The sequence below is a fragment of the Rhodococcus sp. IEGM 1307 genome (genome assembly GCF_030056915.1).
GTDB lineage: Bacteria > Actinomycetota > Actinomycetes > Mycobacteriales > Mycobacteriaceae > Rhodococcus_F > Rhodococcus_F opacus_D.
The window spans coordinates 331,233-349,777 of record NZ_JASHKW010000009.1 but is presented as its reverse complement, the minus strand read 5'-3'; the positions used below and the strand labels follow the sequence as shown (position 1 = coordinate 349,777).

Below are 18,545 nucleotides of genomic sequence, written 5' to 3'. Positions count from 1 at the left end.
CCCCATCGTCATGAACAGCATCGGCACGGAACTCGACACCCCCTGGTCCCACGAGCTGTGGCGCAGCACGCTGCTCACGGAACCGCATCGTCTCGACACCGGCGTCGCGCGCCACTACGCGTCCGCGCTGCCGATCAGCTACGCCACCGAAACCGATCCGGCACAGGCGATCCGCGACGTCGCCGAGGTGGAGCGCCTCGACGTCGACAGTGTGGCGCTGACGTTCACCACCACCGAGGCGTCCGCGCCGTACGAGAACCTCAAGATCTACGCGGTCGGGAAACCCGCGCCGCTCAACGAGGTTCTGCCGATCCTGTCCAGCCTCGGTGTCAACGCGCTCGACGAACGGCCGGCCGCGCTGACCCGCCCGGACGGGCATCGGGCCTGGATCTACGACCTCACCGTCGATCTGGTCGCCGTGACGGACGGTCACGGGGTGACCCGGGACAGCCGGATCGCCGACGCGTTCCGGGCCGCGTGGACGGGTGAGACCGAGGTCGACGGGTTCAACGCGCTCGTCCTGCACGCCGGGCTGGGCTGGCGTCAGGTGACCGTCCTCCGCGCGTACGCCGCCTACCTGCGTCAGGCCGGGCTTCCGTACAGCCGCAGCAACGTCGAACGAGTCCTGCTGAGCAACAGTGCAATCACGCAACTCCTCGTGGAGTTGCACGCGCTCCGCCTCGACCCGGGGATCGAACGCGACGCCGCAGCGGAAGACGCGCTCGAGGGCCGCATCGTCGACGCGATCGACGCCGTCGCCGGAATCGACGCCGACCGGATCCTGCGGGCACTGCTGTCCCTGATCCGCGCCACCACCCGGACGACGTACTACGCCGGTGACCGTCGGCCCGCGCGCGCTCTCGCGTTCAAATTCGATTCCTCGTCGATCGACGAATTGCCGCTGCCCCGACCGAAATACGAGGCCTACGTGTATTCGCCTCGGGTGGAGGGCGTGCACCTGCGATTCGACGACGTCGCCCGCGGCGGCATCCGGTGGTCGGATCGCCGCGACGACTTCCGCACCGAGATCCTCGGACTCGTCAAGGCGCAGGCGGTCAAGAACGCCGTCATCGTCCCCGCGGGAGCAAAGGGCGGCTTCGTCGTCAAGGACCCGCCCGTGCCGACCGGTGACGCCGCCGCCGACCGGGAGGCGACGGCGTCGGCGGGCATCTCCTGCTACCGCGAGTTCATCTCGAGCCTTCTCGACATGACGGACAACCTCGACATCACGACCCGGCAGGTGATCGCGCCGGAGGGCATCGTCCGGCGCGACGGTGACGACACCTACCTCGTGGTCGCCGCAGACAAAGGGACAGCGGCGTTCTCGGACGTCGCCAACGCGATCGCACTCGAGCGCGGGTACTGGCTCGGCGACGGATTCGCGTCCGGCGGATCCGTCGGCTACGACCACAAGGCGATGGGCATCACGGCCCGCGGCGCGTGGGAAAGCGTCATGCAGCACTTCCGCGAGATGGGCGTCGACACCCGCACCGACGACTTCACCGTCGTCGGCGTCGGCGACATGAGCGGCGACGTCTTCGGAAACGGGATGCTGCTCAGCCGCCACATCCGCCTGCTCGCGGCATTCGACCATCGGCACGTCTTCATCGACCCCGATCCCGACCCGCAGCGGTCGTGGGACGAGCGGGCACGGCTCTTCGGGCTCGGCAGGTCGAGCTGGAAGGACTACGACAAGGCGGTCCTCAGTGACGGCGCGATGATCGTCGACCGGTCCGCGAAGTCGGTTCGGCTGACACCGCAGGCCCGGCGCGTGCTCGGAATCGACGACGATCGGGCCCTCACCACCGTCGAACTCGTGCGTGCCGTTCTCGGTGCGCCCGCCGACCTGCTGTGGAACGGCGGCGTCGGCACGTACGTCAAGGCGACGACGGAGAGCCACGCGGACGTCGGCGACAAGTCGAACGACGCGGTCCGGCTCGACGCGCCCGAACTGCGGGTCCGGGTGGTCGGCGAAGGCGGCAACCTCGGGCTGACCCAGCTCGGGCGGATCGAGTACGCGCGCAACGGCGGTCGCGTCAACACCGACGCGCTCGACAACTCCGCCGGCGTCGACTGCTCGGACCACGAGGTCAACATCAAGATCGCCCTGGCGGGCGCGACCGCCGACAACACCCTCACCGCGCAGGACCGGCGAGCGCTGCTGTCCGACATGACCGACGACGTCAGCAGGCTCGTCCTCGCCGACAATCGCAGCCAGAACGAGATGATGAGCCTGAACCGGGCGCAGGCCGGCACCCTCGTCAGTTTCCACTCCCGCATGGTCGACGACCTGGAACGGCGCGGACACGTGGACCGCGCGATCGACGTGCTCCCGACGTCCGCGCAGTTCGGCGCGCTCGAACGTGAGCAGAAGGGGTTGACGAGTCCGGAGCTGGCGCAGCTCACCGCGCAGGTCAAGCGATTCATCAAGAGCGAGGTGTCGGGCACGACCCTCCCCGACAACGGGGTCTACGCCGGCCGGCTTCACAACTACTTCCCGCCGCGCCTCGGCCGGGAGTTCGCGCACACGGTCGCCGCGCATCCGCTGCGTCGGGAGATCGTCACGACGTCGGTCGTCAACGACATGGTCGACCGGGCGGGGATGACGTACGCCTTCCGGCTGCGGGAGGAGACGGGCGCCGACTCCGCGGAGGCGGTGAACGCCTTCACCGCGGTCGCCGAGATCTTCGACCTCGGAGCGACTTTCGAGCGGATCAGGGCAACGGCCGACACCACTCCGACGGCCGGGACGAACGCACTGACGGTGCAGACCCAGCGACTGATCGACCGCGCGTCGCGGTGGCTGACTACGCACCGGCCGCAACCGTTGCCGCTCGAGGCCACCATCGCCCGCTACCAGCCGGTCGTCCGCGACCTCGGGCCGCGCGTGCGGGAATGGTTGCGGGGCGACGAGATCACCGCGGTGGAGCGGCGCACCGAGGCCCTCACATCGCGTGGGGCGGAGACCGGGCTGGCCGCGGACGTGGCGGACCTCCTGCACACGTACTGCCTCCTCGACATCGTGGACATCGCGGAGATCTCGCAGCACCGCCCCGAGGACGTCGCCGAACTGTACTTCGCGCTGTCGGCGCACCTGCACATCAACACCGCACTGACCGCAGTCACGGCTCTCCCCCGGCTGGACCGGTGGCACGCCCTCGCCCGCCTGGCCCTGCGCGACGACCTGTACAGCTCACTGCGCGCCATCACACTCGACGCGCTGTCCGTGAGCGAACCCGGCGAGGACGCGGCCGACAAGGTCGACCAGTGGGAACAGCACAACGCCGCCCGGCTCTCCCGCGCGCGTGCGCTGCTGACGGAGATCGAGTCGGAGGTCGCCACCGAACCCACGCTGGCGCTGATCTCCGTCGCGGCCAGGCGGATCCGGGCGATGACGCGGTAGGCGCTTCGCGCCCGTGCGCCTTTCTGGTTGTTCCAGCTACCAAAATGGCGCACAGGCCGCGGAGCGGCCTACAGCACCTGGGACAGGAACTGCTGCAGCCGTTCGGTTTCGGGCTTGTCGAACAGCTGGTCCGGCTTCCCGGTCTCGACGACGGCGCCGTGGTCCATGAACAGCACCGTGTCGGACACCTCGCGGGCGAATCCCATCTCGTGGGTGACGACGACCATCGTCATGCCGCCCTTGGCGAGGTCGGCCATCAGCGCGAGGACGCCCTTCACCAGTTCGGGGTCGAGTGCCGAGGTGGCCTCGTCGAAGAACATCACCTCGGGCTTCATCGCGAGGGCGCGGGCGATCGCGACGCGCTGCTGCTGTCCGCCCGACAGGTTGCCGGGCCGGGAGTCGGCCTTGTTGGCGAGCCCGACGAGTTCGAGCTGCTCGAGCGCCAGCGACCGCGCCTCGTCCTTGGACATCCCCTTGAGCTTGCGGGGTCCGAGGGCGATGTTGTCGACGACGGTCTTGTGCGGGAACAGGTTGAAGTGCTGGAACACCATGCCGATGCGCTGCCGCAGCTTGTCCGGGTTGTCCTTCAGCACCGACTTGCCGTCGAGCAGGACGTCACCCTGATCGGGTTCGTGGAGTCGGTTGAGGACCCGCAGCAGGGTGGACTTTCCGGAGCCGGACGGTCCGATCACGGTGACGGTGTCGCCGGCGTCGACGTGGAGGTCGACGCCGCGGAGCACCTTGTTGGTGCCGAATGCGAGATGCAGGTCGGTGCCAGTGAGAGAGACGGCCATCGCCTTATCCCCTTTCCACGACGATGGACTGTTCCACCGGGTCGAGCGTGCCGGACGTGTCGGCGCGGCCGGTGCGCAGACGGTTGTCGATGTAGTTGACGAGGTGGGTCAGCGGAATCGTCATCGCCAGGTAGAACAGGCCGGCGGCGACGAGCGGCGACAGGTTGCCGGTCTGCGCGTTGAGGTCGCGGCCGACGGCGAACAGTTCCCGCTGGCTGACGAGCAGGCCGAGGAAGTAGATCAGCGACGAGTCCTTGATGAGGGAGATGAACTGGTTCATCAGCGCGGGCAGCACCCGTCGCACACCCTGCGGGACGACGACGAGCGTCATCGACTTCCGGTAGCTGAAGCCGAGCGCCCGGGACGCCTCGAGCTGTCCGGGTTCGACGCTCTGGATGCCGGACCGGAAGATCTCACCGATGTAGGCGGACGCGAGCAGTGACAGCGCGGCGGCACCGAGCCAGTAGGGGTTGTTGCCGGTGAGTCCCTTGACGATGGGTCCGGCGCCGAGTCCGACGATGAGGATGATGACGACGGCGGGCAGCCCGCGGAACACGTCCGTGTAGATGCGGGCGGGCCAGCGGAGCCAGCGGGTGCGGGAGATGCCGGCCATCGCGAGCAGCATGCCGAGGACGGTGCCGACGATGCCCGACGCCAGCGCGAGGATCAACGTGTTCGGCAGACCGGTCTTGAGCAGATCGGGGAACGCCCGCGTGTAGAGGTCCCAGTTGAAGAACGTGTCCTTCAGCTGCTGGAGTGTCGACTTGGGTTCCGCGACCGGGGTTTCGGTCGTGTTCTGCGAGTTCTGGGCGGCGAGCGCGGCGAAGTCGGGCAGGTCGGGCATCGGCGCCGCCTTGCTGCCGGGCTTCCAGCCCTCGGGCAGTTCGCGGGGCACCCAGTCGGAGTACAGCTGCGCCCAGGTGCCGTCGGCGATGACGGCGTCGAGCCCGGAGTTGAGGGCGTCGATGAGCGGCTGGTTCTCCTTGTTGACGGCCCAGCCCACGAAGTTGTTGACGCTGAAGGTGTTCTCGACGATCGACGTGGGATCGCCCGGCGCGATGGCGCCCTCGGCCTGCTGGGACGGCGCCACCCAGGCGTCGATCTGCCCGGACTTCAGGTTTGCGTAGGCGGTGGCGTAGTCGGGGAACTTCACCGGGTTCAGCTTCAGCGTGTTCACGACGTAGTCGTCCTGGACGGTGCCCTGGACGACACCGATCCGAGTGGTCGCGGTCAGGTCGTCGAAGCCCTGGATCGGGCCGCCGTTGGGAACGACGAGGGAGAAGTAGCCGAAGTCATAGCCGTTGGTGAAGCCGACGGTGTTGCGGCGCTCGTCCGTCGTCGTGATGGAGGAGGATCCGACGTCGAAGCGGCGCCCGGCCACCTGGGCGAGCAGTCCGGCGAACTCGGTGCCAACGAAGTCGACGCGCAGGCCGAGCTTGTCGGCGACGGCCTTCAGCAGTTCGTTGTCGTAGCCGGTGAACTGGTTCTCCGAGTTCACGCAGATGCTCGGCGGTGCGTCGGACAGCGTGCCGACGGTGAGCACACCGGGGGTGATGAGGTTCAGCTTCGACGCGTCGATCTGGTCGATCGGAGTGGTCGACGGCGTCGTGTAGCGGTCCTCGGCCGCGGCGCCTGCGGCGGCGAGGTTGGTCGGGGCGGCGGTGGCCGCGCCCACGCCGGGTGGCGAACACAGATCCTGCGGTGCCGCCCCGGACGTTTCCCCGTCACTCGAACACGACGACAGGGTCAGCGCCAGCAGGGCGGTGAGCAGTAGCGCCACCACCACACGGATCTTCGCTCCGACGGAAGAAAACATGGTGAGCAGCGTAACCCTGGCGGTCGGTATTTCCGGGGTCGGAGGACGTCGGGGGCGACGGCCGTCACTCTCCTTGTTTGTCATACAAACAAAGTCGAGTTATTGTTTGTATGACAAACAAGTAGGAGGCAGTCATGGTGCCGCAGACGGGCCGAGCAGCGCGAGCCACCCGGGAGTCCGGTCGCCAGACCCGCGACGCCCTGTTCACCGCCGCCACCGAACTGTTTCTCGAGCACGGCGAGGGCGTCCCGATCACGCAGATCTGCGCCGCCGCCGGGGCCCACCCCAACCAGGTCACCTACTACTACGGTTCCAAGGAACGGCTCTTCGTCGAGGTCGCGTGTGCTGCCGTGCTGCGCGCCGGCAAGCGGGCCGAGGACGACGCGGCGACGGCGGAGACCGTCGGCGACTACACGGAGAAACTCGTCGGCTCCCTGCTCGGGCCGGGCGCCCCCAGCGTCGAACTCTTCACGTCGGCGATGCTGATGACGGGACGCCGCAGTGAACTGCGCGACCTCATCACCGACACCCTCCGGACCCTGCACTCGTCGGGCGAGGACGCGCTGATCCGCACCCTGATGCGCACCGGCTGGCAACTGCGCGCCGGCATCGACGTCGAATCGAAGGCGTTCTGGTCGGCGATTTTCGGACTGGTGATCCAGAAGACCGCCACCGGTGAGAGCTTCGGCTACTCGCTCGAGGAGGCCGTCGCCGTCATCTTCGCGAACCTGCAGATCCCCGAGACCGTCCGCAACACCTCCATCGACTGACCTTCTCTCCTCCAAGGAGCGCGATGAACATCGTTCGCGTATTCGACAGCAACGCCCGGAAGGCGCCCGACGAGGCGTTTCTCCATTTCCAGGGTCGCGACCATACGTATGGTTCCGTGCAGGACGGCAGCCGCCGGGCCGCCGCCCTGCTGCGGACACTGGGGGTCGAGCACGGCGACCGCGTGGCTCTCATGTGCTTCAACACCCCCGGATTCGTCTACGCGATGCTCGGCGCCTGGCGCATCGGCGCGGTGGTGGTGCCGGTCAACCACAAGATGCAGGCACCCGAGGTCGACTACATCCTGCGGCATGCGCAGGTGAAGGTGTGCGTCTTCGACGGCGCACTCGCACCCGTCATCGAGCGGCTCGAGACGCCGGTGCAGCTGCTGTCCACCGACACCACCATGGCGGGCCACGCCTTCTTCGACGACGCAATCGCGGACCTGGACGGCATCGACGGCATCGAGCCGGACGAGAACGACCCCGCCGAAATCCTCTACACGTCCGGCACCACCGGCGCGCCCAAGGGCTGCGTGCACAGCCACCGCAACGTCGTGCTCGTGGCGACCACGGCGGCCCTCGGTCTGTCGATCACCCGTGACGAGCGACTGCTGATGGCCGTCCCGATCTGGCACGCGTCGCCGCTCAACAACTGGCTGATGGCGACGCTGTACATGGGCGGCACCGTCGTGCTCGTCCGCGAGTGCCACCCCGTCCACTTCCTGGAAGCGATACAGCAGCAACGCATTACGCTGTGCTTCGGTCCGCCGGTCATCTACACCACGGCACTGAATGCGGTGCCGGACTTCACCGACTACGACCTCTCCAGCGTCCGGGCCTGGCTCTACGGCGGCGGCCCGATCGGCGCCGATGTGGCGCGCCGACTCGTCGAGTCGTACCGGACCACCCGCTTCTACCAGGTGTACGGGATGACGGAGACCGGTCCCGTGGGGGCCGTCCTCTACCCGGAGGAACAGCTCGCGAAGGCCGGCTCGATCGGCCGGGCGGCGCTCGCCGGCGTCGACATGCGCCTGGCCGGCCCCGACGGCATCGACGTGCCCGCCGGGGAGATCGGGGAGATCTGGCTGCGCACCGAGACCGTGATGCAGGGGTACCTCGACGACCCCGGCGCCACCGCCGCCGTATTCGCCGACGGCGGCTGGTACCGCACAGGCGATCTCGCACGCCAGGACGACGACGGCTACCTCTTCATCGTCGACCGGGCGAAAGACATGATTATCACCGGCGGCGAGAACGTCTATTCCAAGGAAGTCGAGGACGCCATCTCCGGCCATCCCGACATCGTGGACGTCGCGGTGGTGGGGCGGCCGCACCCCGAGTGGGGTGAGACCGTCGTCGCGCACGTCGTGTGGCGCGAACCGGACGTCGTGGGTGCCGACGACATCCGCGCCTACCTGTCGGACAAGCTGGCGCGCTACAAGATTCCGCGCGACTACGTCTTCGCCACCGTGCTGCCCCGCACCCCCACCGGCAAGATCCAGAAGCACCTGATCCGCTCCGCGAGCTGACTCACGAAAGACACTGCCATGACTATATTTTCCGACACGAACGTCACCCATCCCGCACCCAACCGGACGCACACCGTGCTCAACCAGTCGGCGCCCCGCGCCGACGTCAACGAGTTCACCCTCGACACGGTGCTGTCCGAGGGCGTGCGCCGCCACGACGCAGACTGGGCCACCGGCGAACTCACCGACATCGGTGCACTCGTCGGCAGCGCCACGTTCCAGCACGACGCCGAACTCGCCAACACGATCATCCCCGAACTGAAGACGTTCGACCGCTGGGGCAATCGGATCGACGAGGTCGAATACCACCCCGCGTACCACCGGATCATCTCCGCGGCCGTCGCGCACGGGGCGCACACGTCGGCGTGGGCCGACCCGAAGCCCGGCGCGAACGTCGCCCGCGCAGCGGCATTCATGATGTTCGCGCAGATCGAACCCGGACACTCCTGCCCGATCTCGATGACCAACGCCGTCATCCCCTCCCTCGACCTGCAACCCGACGTCGCCACGATCTGGAAACCGCGCGCGCTGTCCCGCAGCTACACCCCCGCGCTCGACGCACCCGGCAAGGCGTCCGCGATCTTCGGCATGTCCATGACGGAGAAGCAGGGCGGCTCCGACGTCCGGGCCAACACCACCGTCGCGACACCCGCCGGACGCGGCGGTCCCGGCGCCGACTACCTGCTGACCGGGCACAAGTGGTTCTGCTCCGCTCCGATGTCCGACGCGTTCCTCGTCCTCGCGCAAGCGGAAGGCGCGGGCGGCGACGGTCTCTCGTGCTTCCTGCTGCCCCGCATCCTCCCGGACGGCACCCGCAACGTCTTCCGCATCCAGCGGCTGAAGAACAAGCTGGGCAACAAGTCCAACGCGTCATCCGAGATCGAACTCGACGGCACAGTCGGCGTCATGGTCGGTGAACCGGGGCGTGGCGTCCGCACCATCATCGAGATGGTCGCGCGCACCCGCCTCGACTGCGTGCTCGGCAGCACCGCGGGAATGCGGCAGTCCGTCGCCGAGGCGGTGTGGCACGCTCGGCACCGCTCGGCGTTCGGGAAGGTCCTGGCCGATCAGCCGGCCATGACGTCGGTGCTGGCCGACCTGGCACTGGAGTCGGAGGCGGCCACCGTCACCGCGCTGCGCCTCGCCCGGGCACACGACGAGGACGCGAGCGAACAGGAACGCAGCTTCCGCCGGCTCGCGACCGCGGTCGCGAAGTACTGGATCTGCAAGCGCGGCCCGCACCACGCGTACGAGGCACTGGAATGCCTGGGCGGCAACGGGTATACCGAGGACTTCCCGCTCGCCCGCCGCTACCGGGAGCAGCCCGTCATGGCCGTGTGGGAGGGGTCGGGCAACGTCATCGCCCTCGACGTCCTGCGTGCGATGACCCGCGAACCCGACAGCGTCGCCGCGTTCGACGCCGAGGTGAACCTGGCCCGCGGCAGCAACGCGGTGCTCGACGAGCACCTCGACCGGGTCCGTCGCCAGCTCGGCGAACTCGCCACTGAGGACCCTGCCCGCGCCCAGTTGCGCGCCCGCACCGTCGTCGAATCGATGGCCCTCGCACTCCAGGCGTCGCTGCTGACCCGGTTCTCGCCTGCCGCCGTCGCCGATGCATTCGTCGACGCCCGCCTCGGCCCCGACCGCACGCACGAGTACGGCACCCTCTCCCCCTCCGCCGATCTCGGGTCCATCCTCAGTCGGGCGTAGGCGGCTCCGCCGCCCGTGCGCCCTTTTGGTAGCTGGAACAACCAGAAAGGCGCACAAGCCCGGAGGGCCTACTTCAGCACCGTCGGCCCCAAGAACTCGCACACCTGCAGGGCGAGAGCGAGATCCAGCTTGCTGTGTGTGCCGGTGGCGGGGTCGCCGAGGGCTTTGGTGATGCGGTATTTGACGGTGTTGCGGTGGAGGTTCATCTGCTGGGCGGTGTGGAGGTGGCTTTCGCCGGTCGCGAAGTAGGTGCTGAGTGTGGACCGCAGTGTCGCGGCCTGGTCGGTGTTCTCAGCGAGCGGGCCGAGGACCTCCCACACCCAGGCCCGGGTGGAGTCGAGGTTCTCGGCGAGGAGGGAGACGACGGCGACGCCGCGGTCGCCGAAGCCGACGATCGGCCGGGCCGGGGTGTTGGGCACGGTGGCGACGGAGTAGGCGGCACGCGCCTGTTCGTGTGACCGCCGGAATCCCGCGACCCCGGACGCGGGCAGTCCGATCGCGGTCCGGATGCCCGGGTTCGCGGGCAGGGCCGCGGCGAGTTCGGTGGTGTCGAGGACGGGTTTCCGGCGGCCGAAAGGCAGCCAGGCCCAAAGTGTTCGGCGGTCGATGGCGGTGACGATGGGTGCGGAGTCGGTGGCGAGGTGGCGGGCGAGATCCCGCACGTAGTGGTCGAGGGTGTTGAGGCTCGCCTCGGTGTCGGGACCGGTGGACCACAGGATCATCGCGACGTGCGTCTGCTCGAGCCGGTAGTGGGTTTCGGCCTCGAACGCGGACCCGTCGTTGCCGGTTCCGGTGAGGAGGGTGTGGATGGTCGACGAGTGGACGTTGCCGCGGGCACCCAGCCATCGCCGGCGTTCCTGCTCGTAGGCGTCGAACACGTAGAGGGTGATCCAGTCGATGTAGCTGTACACGACCTCCGAAATATGTTTGAGCACAGCGAGGGTCAGCGGTCCGGACAGTTGGAGGTTGCTGACCTCGTCGTAGCAGATCTTGATGAGGTCGTCCTGACCCATGTGGTACGCGCGGACGAGCGAGTTCGACGACACGTCGCGTTGCGCCAGTCGCAGCGCGTACTCCACGGCGGCGGTGGTGGGCTGCAGATGATCGACGGGAATGTCGTTGGCGAGGACGTGCACGATCGTCGAGACGTTGCCGTTCACGCTCGCCTCGAGCAGTTCGACGAGTTGCGGGTCTTCGTCGAGTTGGTCGATCTCGTGCGCGAGCAGCGCGCTCATCGTGCGGGTGATCTCCGCCTGCCGCGCATCGAGTTTCCGGGCGATGCCGGCGACGATGTCGAGGACCTCGGCCTCCGCCATCGCGGGCACCCGCGCCATGCGGCGCCTGGCACCGGCGCCGCGGTCGCCGGGGGCGGGACTGCTCACAGCACGTCCCCTCCGCCCTTGCGCAGATAGCGCAGGGCCGATTGCGCCGCGTTGTATCCGCACATCCCGTGTGCCCCGGCGCCGGGCGGTGTGGAGGCCGAACACAGGTAGGTGCCGGGGACCCCGGTGCTGTACGGGTCGAGGGCGATGCGCGGACGCAGCACGACCTGGGTTTCGGTGTTCGCCCCGCCGATGATGTCGCCGCCGACGTAATTGGGATTCGACGCGGCCAGACGAGCCGGTCCGCTGCTGACCGTGGCGACGATGCGGTCCCGGAAACCGGGGGCGAATCGCTCGATCTGTGCGGTGATCGCCTCGGACGCGTCGCCCGTGTAGCCGTGCGGCACATGGGCGTACGCGTACAGCGGATGCAGATCGCCGTTCGACCGACCGGGATCGGCGAGGTACTGCTGACCGAGGAGCACGAACGGCCGCTCCGGCATCCGGCCCGCAGCGACGTCGCGTTCGGCGGCCGCGATCTCGGCGAAGCTCCCACCCAGGTGGACGGTCCCGGCGCGTCCACATGCGGGAGCGGTCCACGGCACCCCGCCCTGGATGGCAAAGTCGACCTTGAACGCGGCGGGCGCGTGCTTGAACCGCCGGTACGCACGGGCCACCCGATCGGGCAGGCGAGCGCCCAGGATGCCGAGCGCGGCGGACGGCGCGACGTCCAGCAGGACGACGTCGGCGGGCGGAACTTCGGTCCACTCGCGGACGTGGACACCGGTGGTGATCTTGCCGCCCCGGTCGGTCAGCAGGGCGGCGAGTGCGCCGGTGATCGACTGCGATCCGCCCTCGGCGACCGGCCACCCGTAGCGGTGCCCGGCGGCGACGATCATCATCCCGACCGCGGACGTGGCCGGACGGTCGAGACGGTAGTAGGCGTGCGCGGCGGCACCGCCGAACAGTGCGCGGGCCTTGTCGGTGCGCCACCAGCGGGCCGTCACGGCGGCCGGGAGTAACGCCCGGGGCCCGAAGCCGGCGAGCCGGAGTGGGTGCCGGGGCACGTTCACGATCGGACGCATGAGGTCGGCGGCCAGGTCGTCGAAGCCGTCGGCGAGTCCGCCGAACATGCGCTGCCAGCGCGCGCCGTCCTCGCCGAGTCCGGCGGCGGTAGCCGCGATCGACCGGTGCAGCAACCCCGCCTCACCGGAATCGAGGGGGTGGGCGCAGTCGATCTCCGGCCACTTCCACGTCAACCCGTACCGGCCGAGGTCGAGGGTCTGCAGATACGGCGACCCGGCACCCATCGGGTGGAACGCCGAGCACTCGTCGTGCAGCAGTCCCGGGACGGTGAGTTCGCCGGAGCGGGTACCGCCGCCGATGGTGTCGGCGGCCTCGAGGACCTGGACGTCGACGCCGTGGCGGGCGAGGTGGACCGCGGCGGCGAGCCCGTTGGGCCCGCTGCCGACGACAACTGCGGTGGTCACGGCCGCACCACCAGATCTGTCTTCTGCATCTGCGCCTCCCGCGTCCGCACGTTCGAGTCGTCTCCGTCCAGTGTCCACTGCACGTCGAACGGAATGGGACCGTTCGGCAGCCACGGCTGCTCGTTGATCGCGTCGGACACCTTGTACGTTCCCCGCTCGATGACGCCGAGGGCGGCGTCGATCACCTTGTACTGCTGAGTGCCCCTGTGGATGGGCTGCGATTCGATCCACGCGACAACGAACTCGCCAGGAGCGAAGTTGCAGCGCCGCTGGAGTGCCGCGATCAGGAACTCGTTGTGCAGGTGACCGTCACCGAAGTTGAATGCCACCAGCGAGTTGCAGCTGAACTCCGCCTCGCGCAGCGAGTAGGTGTCGATGTCGTCGCCGAGGTGGCGCATCATCAGCGAGAACAACGCCCGCCCCTGGCTGTGCATCGACCGCCAGCCGAGCAGCTGGTGCATCACCACGTCCGCGACCTCAGGCGGGTAGGTGGCGAGCAGCTGGGTGCGCGTGTTCTTGCTGGGACGGATGATGTGCTCGTCGAGCTTCTCCTCGGCGCCCGGTGCGAAGGCCCAGGTGGCGGACGCCCAGTTGCCGGCGTACTGCCGCATCGACGGCAGGAACGAGACGAGGTCGGGGCGCAGGTTGCCGAGGATCGGGAAGAACACCAGGGCGGCGACGATCACCGCGGTCAACCACACCGAGGACATGTCGGCGACGCCGTACCCGTCCCAGGCGGGGAATCCGAGGAACAGGAAGATCGACGCGTAGGCGAACAGCAGGTTCCACTCGAGCGGCACCGCCAGCGGGAACGTGGACAGGATGAACAGGTGGAACGCGACCATCAGCGCGACTGCGAGCAGCGTCAGCGTGCGGTTGGTGGAGAACAGCAGCACCAGCGGGGTCACCACCTCCACGACCGTCCCGAGCACGTGGGCGACACCTCCGGCGACGATCGACGGCCGCAGGTCCTCGGGGAAGTTGCGGTAGTGCGCGCGCTTGATCTTCTTGAACGGCATCCACGGGGTGTTGCTCAGCATCGGCGGCACCACCATCGAGAAGTGGTGTCCGAGCTTGGAGACGCCCGCCCCGACCCACACCGAGACGATCAGCAGCTTCAGCGCGATGATCATGTCGACGAATGGCAGGACCCCGAAGAAGACGATCGCGGGCAGGTACTGCTCGCTGCGGGCGGCGATGAAGATGACCTTGTCGCGCAGACCGATCAGAACCAGCAGCGCGATCAGCGGAAACAGCACCGCGGGGCGGACGAGTCCGGAGTTGTCGGTGAGGGCCGCGTCGGTCGACGACGTGTGCACGCCCGGAAGTATCAGCGCCACAATGATGTTGAGCAGCAACGCCGCGTAGATCAGGACGTCGCCGACGGTGCGGGTGTCGCCCGAGGTGAACGGCACCTTGCCCGGCCACGGTGGGAGCCGGATGGTCCCGGGGCGCAGCCAGTACAGGATGCCGCCGGTCATCGGCTTGAAGTGCCCGGCGAGCGGACCCCACGAACCGGCGAGACCCACCGCTTCGAGCAGCACCGTCCACAGGATCAGCTTCTGGTAGACGATCGGCTCGTTCCACCAGGCACCCACGTCGAGGACGTTCAGGCCGGACGTGAACGTCGCCAACGTCAGCCCGATACCGAGGTAGAGGACGAGCAGTTTCAGAATGTAGATGGTGTGCACCATCTTCGGGGTTCCGAAACCGTAGTCGACCCAATGGGTCGACATGGCGCGCAGGCGGTCACGGAACGGAAGGTCGAGGAAGGTGGCGGGGTCGACTTCGGGGAAGTTCCCGGTCTTGAATCCCATGGGAGGCTCCTGAGGGTAGGGGGCATCGCCTCGGGTGCGTCCCGAGGTGCAGGGTGTTACTGGATCAGCTGACGGCGGCAGGCCGGTGGCGACTCCGCAGTCCCGGTTTGTCGATCTTGCCGACGGGGTTGCGGGGCAGCGCGTCGACGATGTGAATGGCCACCGGCAGTTTGACTTTCGTGAGTCGACTGCTGAGGTGCTCCGCCAGGACGTCGTGGGTGACGGCGGTCTCCGGGTACGTCACCACGTAGGCAACCGGCACCTCGCCGTACACGTCGTGCGGGGCTCCGATCACGGCCGCCTCGAGGACGTCGTCGTGAGTGGCGAGAGCGTTCTCGATCTCCTTGGGGTAGATGTTCTCTCCGCCGCGGATGATCATGTCCTTGATGCGATCGACGAGGGTGAGGTAGCCGTCCTCGTCGAGTCGGCCGACGTCGCCGGTGTGCAACCAGCCGTCGACGACGGTGCGTTCCGTTTCCTCGGGGCGGCCGAGGTAGCCGCGCATCACGTTCGCGCCCCGGATCACCACCTCACCGACCGCCCCCGCCGGCACCGGTGCGCCGGACTCGTCGACGATCGCGATGGTCTGCCCCGGCAGTGCGGGGCCGACGGTGCCCGGCTTGCGAAGGCCCTCCGGCGGATTGCACGCGGACGCGCACGTGCCCTCCGTCAGCCCGTAGCCCTCCACGATGACGAGTCCGAAACGCTGCTCGGCGTGGTCGAGGAGTTCCTTGGAAATCGGTGCGGCCCCGCAGACCGCGAAGCGCAGCGAGGAGGTGTCGCCGACGGTGTCCTGGGAGACCAGGAGGGCGTAGATGGTCGGGACCGCGGAGAAGTACGTCGGCCGCAGGCGGGCGACGTCGTCGAAGAACCGGGCCGGTGAGAAGCGTCCGGTGACGCTCAGCTGACCGCCGGCGAGCATCGGGGTCAGGAAGCTGACGCAGATCGCGTTGACGTGGAACAGCGGGAGGATCAGGAGGCAGTGGTCGTCGGCGGTCAGCGAGAAATGCTGCACCATCGAGGAGCTCATGAACTGCAGGTTGTCGTGGGTGAGCATCACGCCCTTGGGCCGTCCGGTCGACCCGGACGTGTAGATCAGCAGGGCGAGGTCGTCTCCGTCGGCGGTGGTGCCGGGTGTCCAGGCGGGGTCGGGGGTGGTCGCCATGTCGTCGACGGCGATCACGGGACGGCCACCGGTCGGTGCGCCGGGTCCCTCGTTGACGACGAGAACCGCTGTGGCGTCGTCGATCTGGTACTCCGCCTCGCTGGCGGTGAACGTGGGATTGACCGGGGTCGCGGCCGCACCGATCCGCCAGGAGGCCATCAGGGCGATGAGCAGTTCCGCCCGGTTCGGCAGCATGATCGCGACGACGTCGCCGCGGCCGACACCGTTCTCGGACAACTGTGCGGCGAAGGCGTCGACCCGCTCCGCGAACTGTGCGTAGGTCAGTGCGAGTCGGTCGTCGCGCAGGCATGGCGCATCTCCGCGCTGCGCGGCGAGGTCCCAAGCGAAATAGCCGATGTGCGACACGATTTCGTCCGCCCTTTCGTTGTGGTGTGATCCACAACACTATCGACGGGGTTTCGTGCAAGAAACGGCCTCGGGGGCTCGAGTTCGGGCGGTTCGTTGTCGGTTGAGCACAATCGCGACCGTCCGGGGGTTGACACCGTGCCGCGGGCGTGGTCAATATATGCGAACGCTTAGAAAATAAGCACATGCTTAGAACTGAGGGGCTGCAGGTCCGCACCGACTGCCGTCCACCACGTCAATCGGTAGGAGTTACTCATGCCCGAGGCCGTCATCGTCTCCATCGCCCGTTCCCCGATCGGTCGCGCCATGAAGGGATCGCTCAAGGGCATGCGCCCCGACGACCTCGCCGCGCAGATGGTCCAGGCGGCACTCGACAAGGTGCCCGCGCTCGACCCCACCGACATCAACGACCTCATCCTGGGCTGCGGCCTGCCCGGCGGCGAGCAGGGTTTCAACATGGGCCGCAACGTCGCCGTTCAGCTCGGCTACGACTTCATCCCCGGCACCACCATCACCCGGTACTGTTCGTCGTCGCTGCAGACCACCCGCATGGCACTGCACGCGATCAAGGCCGGTGAGGGCGACGTCTTCATCTCCGCCGGCGTCGAGACCGTGTCCCGGTTCATCGCGGGCAACTCCGACTCGCTGCCCGACACCCAGAACCCGCTGTACGCCGACGCGCAGACCCGCACCGAGAAGCTCGCCCAGGGCGGCCAGCAGTGGGTCGACCCGCGTGAGGAGGGGCTGGTCCCCGACACCTACATCGCGATGGGCCAGACCGCCGAGAACGTCGCGCAGATCACCGGCATTACCCGCGAGGAGCAGGACCGGTGGGCGGTGCGTTCGCAGAACCGCGCCGAGGCGGCAATCAACGAGGGCTTCTTCGCCCGCGAGATCACCCCGGTGACCCTGCCCGACGGCACCGTCGTGTCCACCGACGACGGCCCGCGTGCCGGCACCACGTACGAGGCCGTCAGCCAGCTCAAGCCGGTGTTCCGCCCGGACGGCACCGTCACCGCCGGCAACGCGTGCCCGCTCAACGACGGCGCCGCCGCCCTGGTGATCATGTCCGACACCAAGGCCAAGGAGCTGGGGCTGACCCCGCTCGCCCGGATCGTGTCCACCGGGGTGTCCGGTTTGTCGCCGGAGATCATGGGTCTCGGCCCGATCGAGGCGTCCAAGCGGGCCCTCGCCATCGCGGGACTGGGCATCTCCGACATCGACCTCGTCGAGATCAACGAGGCGTTCGCGGTGCAGGTGATCGGGTCGGCGCGGGAGCTGAACATCGACGAGGACAAGCTGAACGTGTCCGGTGGCGCGATCGCCCTCGGCCACCCGTTCGGCATGACCGGTGCCCGCATCACCGCCACGCTGCTCAACAACCTGACCACCCACGACAAGCAGTTCGGCCTCGAAACCATGTGCGTCGGAGGCGGACAGGGCATGGCGATGGTCCTCGAGCGGCTGTAGGCGGCTCCGCCGCCCGTGCGCCTTTTTGGTAGCCAGAACAACCACAAAGGCGCACGGGTGCGAAGCGCCTACGCCAGGCCCGACAGCGGCGGCGGGGTGTTCTCGTCGCGCCAGGCGATGGCCTCCTTCAGCGTGCCGAGGTCGTAGTCGGGTCCGCCCACACCGACGGTGAACAGGGTGACGCCGGCGTCGACGTGGGCTGCCGCGTCGTCGACACCCGGCCACGACGTGGAGTGCTGGATGCTGTCGGGGCTGCGTCCGGCATCCCGTGCGTACCCGGCGAGGATCCCCGACTTACGTTTGTACGTGTCCATGTCGCTGAAGCTGTGCCAGATGTCGCCGAACTGCCCGACCAGCGGCAGTGTCTTCTTCTCGCCGCCACCGCCGATGAGGATCGGAATGTGCCGGGTGGGTGCGGGTTCCAGCTTGCCGAACCGGGCGGTGATCCGCGGAAGGTACTCGGCGAGCAGGTTCAGCCGCGATCCCGCGGTACCGAATTCGTAGCCGTACTCGTCGTAGTCGCGCTCGAACCAGCCCGAGCCGATGCCCAGGATCAGCCGTCCACCGCTGATGTGGTCGACGGTGCGGGCCATGTCGGCGAGCAGATCCGGGTTCCGGTAGCCGGCACACGTGACGAGTGCGCCGATCTCCACCCGCTCCGTCTGCTCGGCGAACGCCCCGAGCATCGTCCAGCACTCGAAGTGGGCGCCGGCCGGGTCGCCGTACAGCGGATAGAAATGATCCCAGTTGAAGACGATGTCGACGCCGGCGTCCTCGGCGCGCAGTACCGCGTCGCGGATCAGCCCGTAGTCGGGCGCGTGCTGCGGCTGAAGTTGGACACCGATGCGAACTGGACGAGTCATTCGTGGCTCCTCGGAGTAGACGTTGGGCCT

At 68.3% G+C, this 18,545-nt stretch carries 12 protein-coding genes; 5 read left to right on the top strand and 7 right to left on the bottom strand.

Features of this window, described 5'->3' with window-relative positions; all coding sequences use genetic code 11:
- The first annotated feature begins 10 nt into the window (after positions 1-10).
- Positions 11-3,403, top strand: a complete 3,393-nt coding sequence (locus QM841_RS20305) for an NAD-glutamate dehydrogenase domain-containing protein (protein ID WP_283333308.1) — start codon at positions 11-13, stop codon at positions 3,401-3,403.
- A gap of 68 nt (positions 3,404-3,471) precedes the next feature.
- Here QM841_RS20305 and QM841_RS20300 read toward each other — a convergent pair whose 3' ends face one another.
- Both QM841_RS20300 and QM841_RS20295 read right to left on the bottom strand, forming a co-directional pair.
- Positions 3,472-4,197, bottom strand: coding sequence for an amino acid ABC transporter ATP-binding protein (locus tag QM841_RS20300; protein ID WP_005249317.1), 726 nt, complete (start codon positions 4,195-4,197; stop codon positions 3,472-3,474).
- 4 nt (positions 4,198-4,201) lie between these two features.
- Positions 4,202-6,013 carry an ABC transporter substrate-binding protein/permease gene (locus QM841_RS20295; RefSeq protein ID WP_283333307.1) on the bottom strand — a complete coding sequence of 604 codons (1,812 nt, stop codon included), beginning with the start codon at positions 6,011-6,013 and terminating at the stop codon, positions 4,202-4,204.
- A gap of 134 nt (positions 6,014-6,147) precedes the next feature.
- Here QM841_RS20295 and QM841_RS20290 point away from each other — a divergent pair, with 134 nt between their 5' ends.
- The 3 genes from QM841_RS20290 to QM841_RS20280 are packed head-to-tail and all read left to right on the top strand — an operon-like array spanning position 6,148 to position 10,022.
- On the top strand, positions 6,148-6,783 hold the full coding sequence (locus tag QM841_RS20290; RefSeq protein WP_280779321.1) for a TetR/AcrR family transcriptional regulator C-terminal domain-containing protein: 636 nt from the start codon (positions 6,148-6,150) through the stop codon (positions 6,781-6,783).
- Positions 6,784-6,806: 23 nt separating this feature from the next.
- On the top strand, positions 6,807-8,312 hold the full coding sequence (locus tag QM841_RS20285) for a class I adenylate-forming enzyme family protein (protein WP_283333306.1): 1,506 nt from the start codon (positions 6,807-6,809) through the stop codon (positions 8,310-8,312).
- An 18-nt stretch (positions 8,313-8,330) separates the two neighbouring features.
- Positions 8,331-10,022, top strand: coding sequence for an acyl-CoA dehydrogenase family protein (locus tag QM841_RS20280; RefSeq protein ID WP_283333305.1), 1,692 nt, complete (start codon positions 8,331-8,333; stop codon positions 10,020-10,022).
- Between the two features lie 68 nt (positions 10,023-10,090).
- Here the strand turns inward: QM841_RS20280 and QM841_RS20275 are convergent, their stop codons facing one another.
- From QM841_RS20275 to QM841_RS20260, 4 genes are all read right to left on the bottom strand, one after another.
- Positions 10,091-11,404, bottom strand: coding sequence for a PucR family transcriptional regulator (locus QM841_RS20275; RefSeq protein ID WP_502943279.1), 1,314 nt, complete (start codon positions 11,402-11,404; stop codon positions 10,091-10,093).
- The gene (locus QM841_RS20270; RefSeq protein ID WP_283333304.1) at positions 11,401-12,834 is read right to left on the bottom strand and encodes a phytoene desaturase family protein; all 1,434 of its coding nucleotides are present in this window, start codon (positions 12,832-12,834) and stop codon (positions 11,401-11,403) included. Before QM841_RS20270 ends, QM841_RS20275 begins: the two co-directional genes overlap by 4 nt.
- Positions 12,831-14,651, bottom strand: coding sequence for a DUF3556 domain-containing protein (locus QM841_RS20265; protein ID WP_283333303.1), 1,821 nt, complete (start codon positions 14,649-14,651; stop codon positions 12,831-12,833). Before QM841_RS20265 ends, QM841_RS20270 begins: the two co-directional genes overlap by 4 nt.
- A 64-nt stretch (positions 14,652-14,715) precedes the next feature.
- The gene (locus QM841_RS20260; RefSeq protein WP_283333302.1) at positions 14,716-16,182 is read right to left on the bottom strand and encodes a class I adenylate-forming enzyme family protein; all 1,467 of its coding nucleotides are present in this window, start codon (positions 16,180-16,182) and stop codon (positions 14,716-14,718) included.
- Between the two features lie 255 nt (positions 16,183-16,437).
- Here QM841_RS20260 and QM841_RS20255 point away from each other — a divergent pair, with 255 nt between their 5' ends.
- Positions 16,438-17,652 (top strand): acetyl-CoA C-acetyltransferase, encoded by a 1,215-nt coding sequence (locus tag QM841_RS20255; protein WP_283333301.1) that lies wholly within the window; start codon positions 16,438-16,440, stop codon positions 17,650-17,652.
- A 68-nt stretch (positions 17,653-17,720) separates the two neighbouring features.
- Here QM841_RS20255 and QM841_RS20250 read toward each other — a convergent pair whose 3' ends face one another.
- Entirely contained in the window at positions 17,721-18,515 is a 795-nt protein-coding gene (locus QM841_RS20250) for an LLM class F420-dependent oxidoreductase (protein WP_283333300.1), read from the bottom strand.
- Positions 18,516-18,545: the final 30 nt, after the last annotated feature.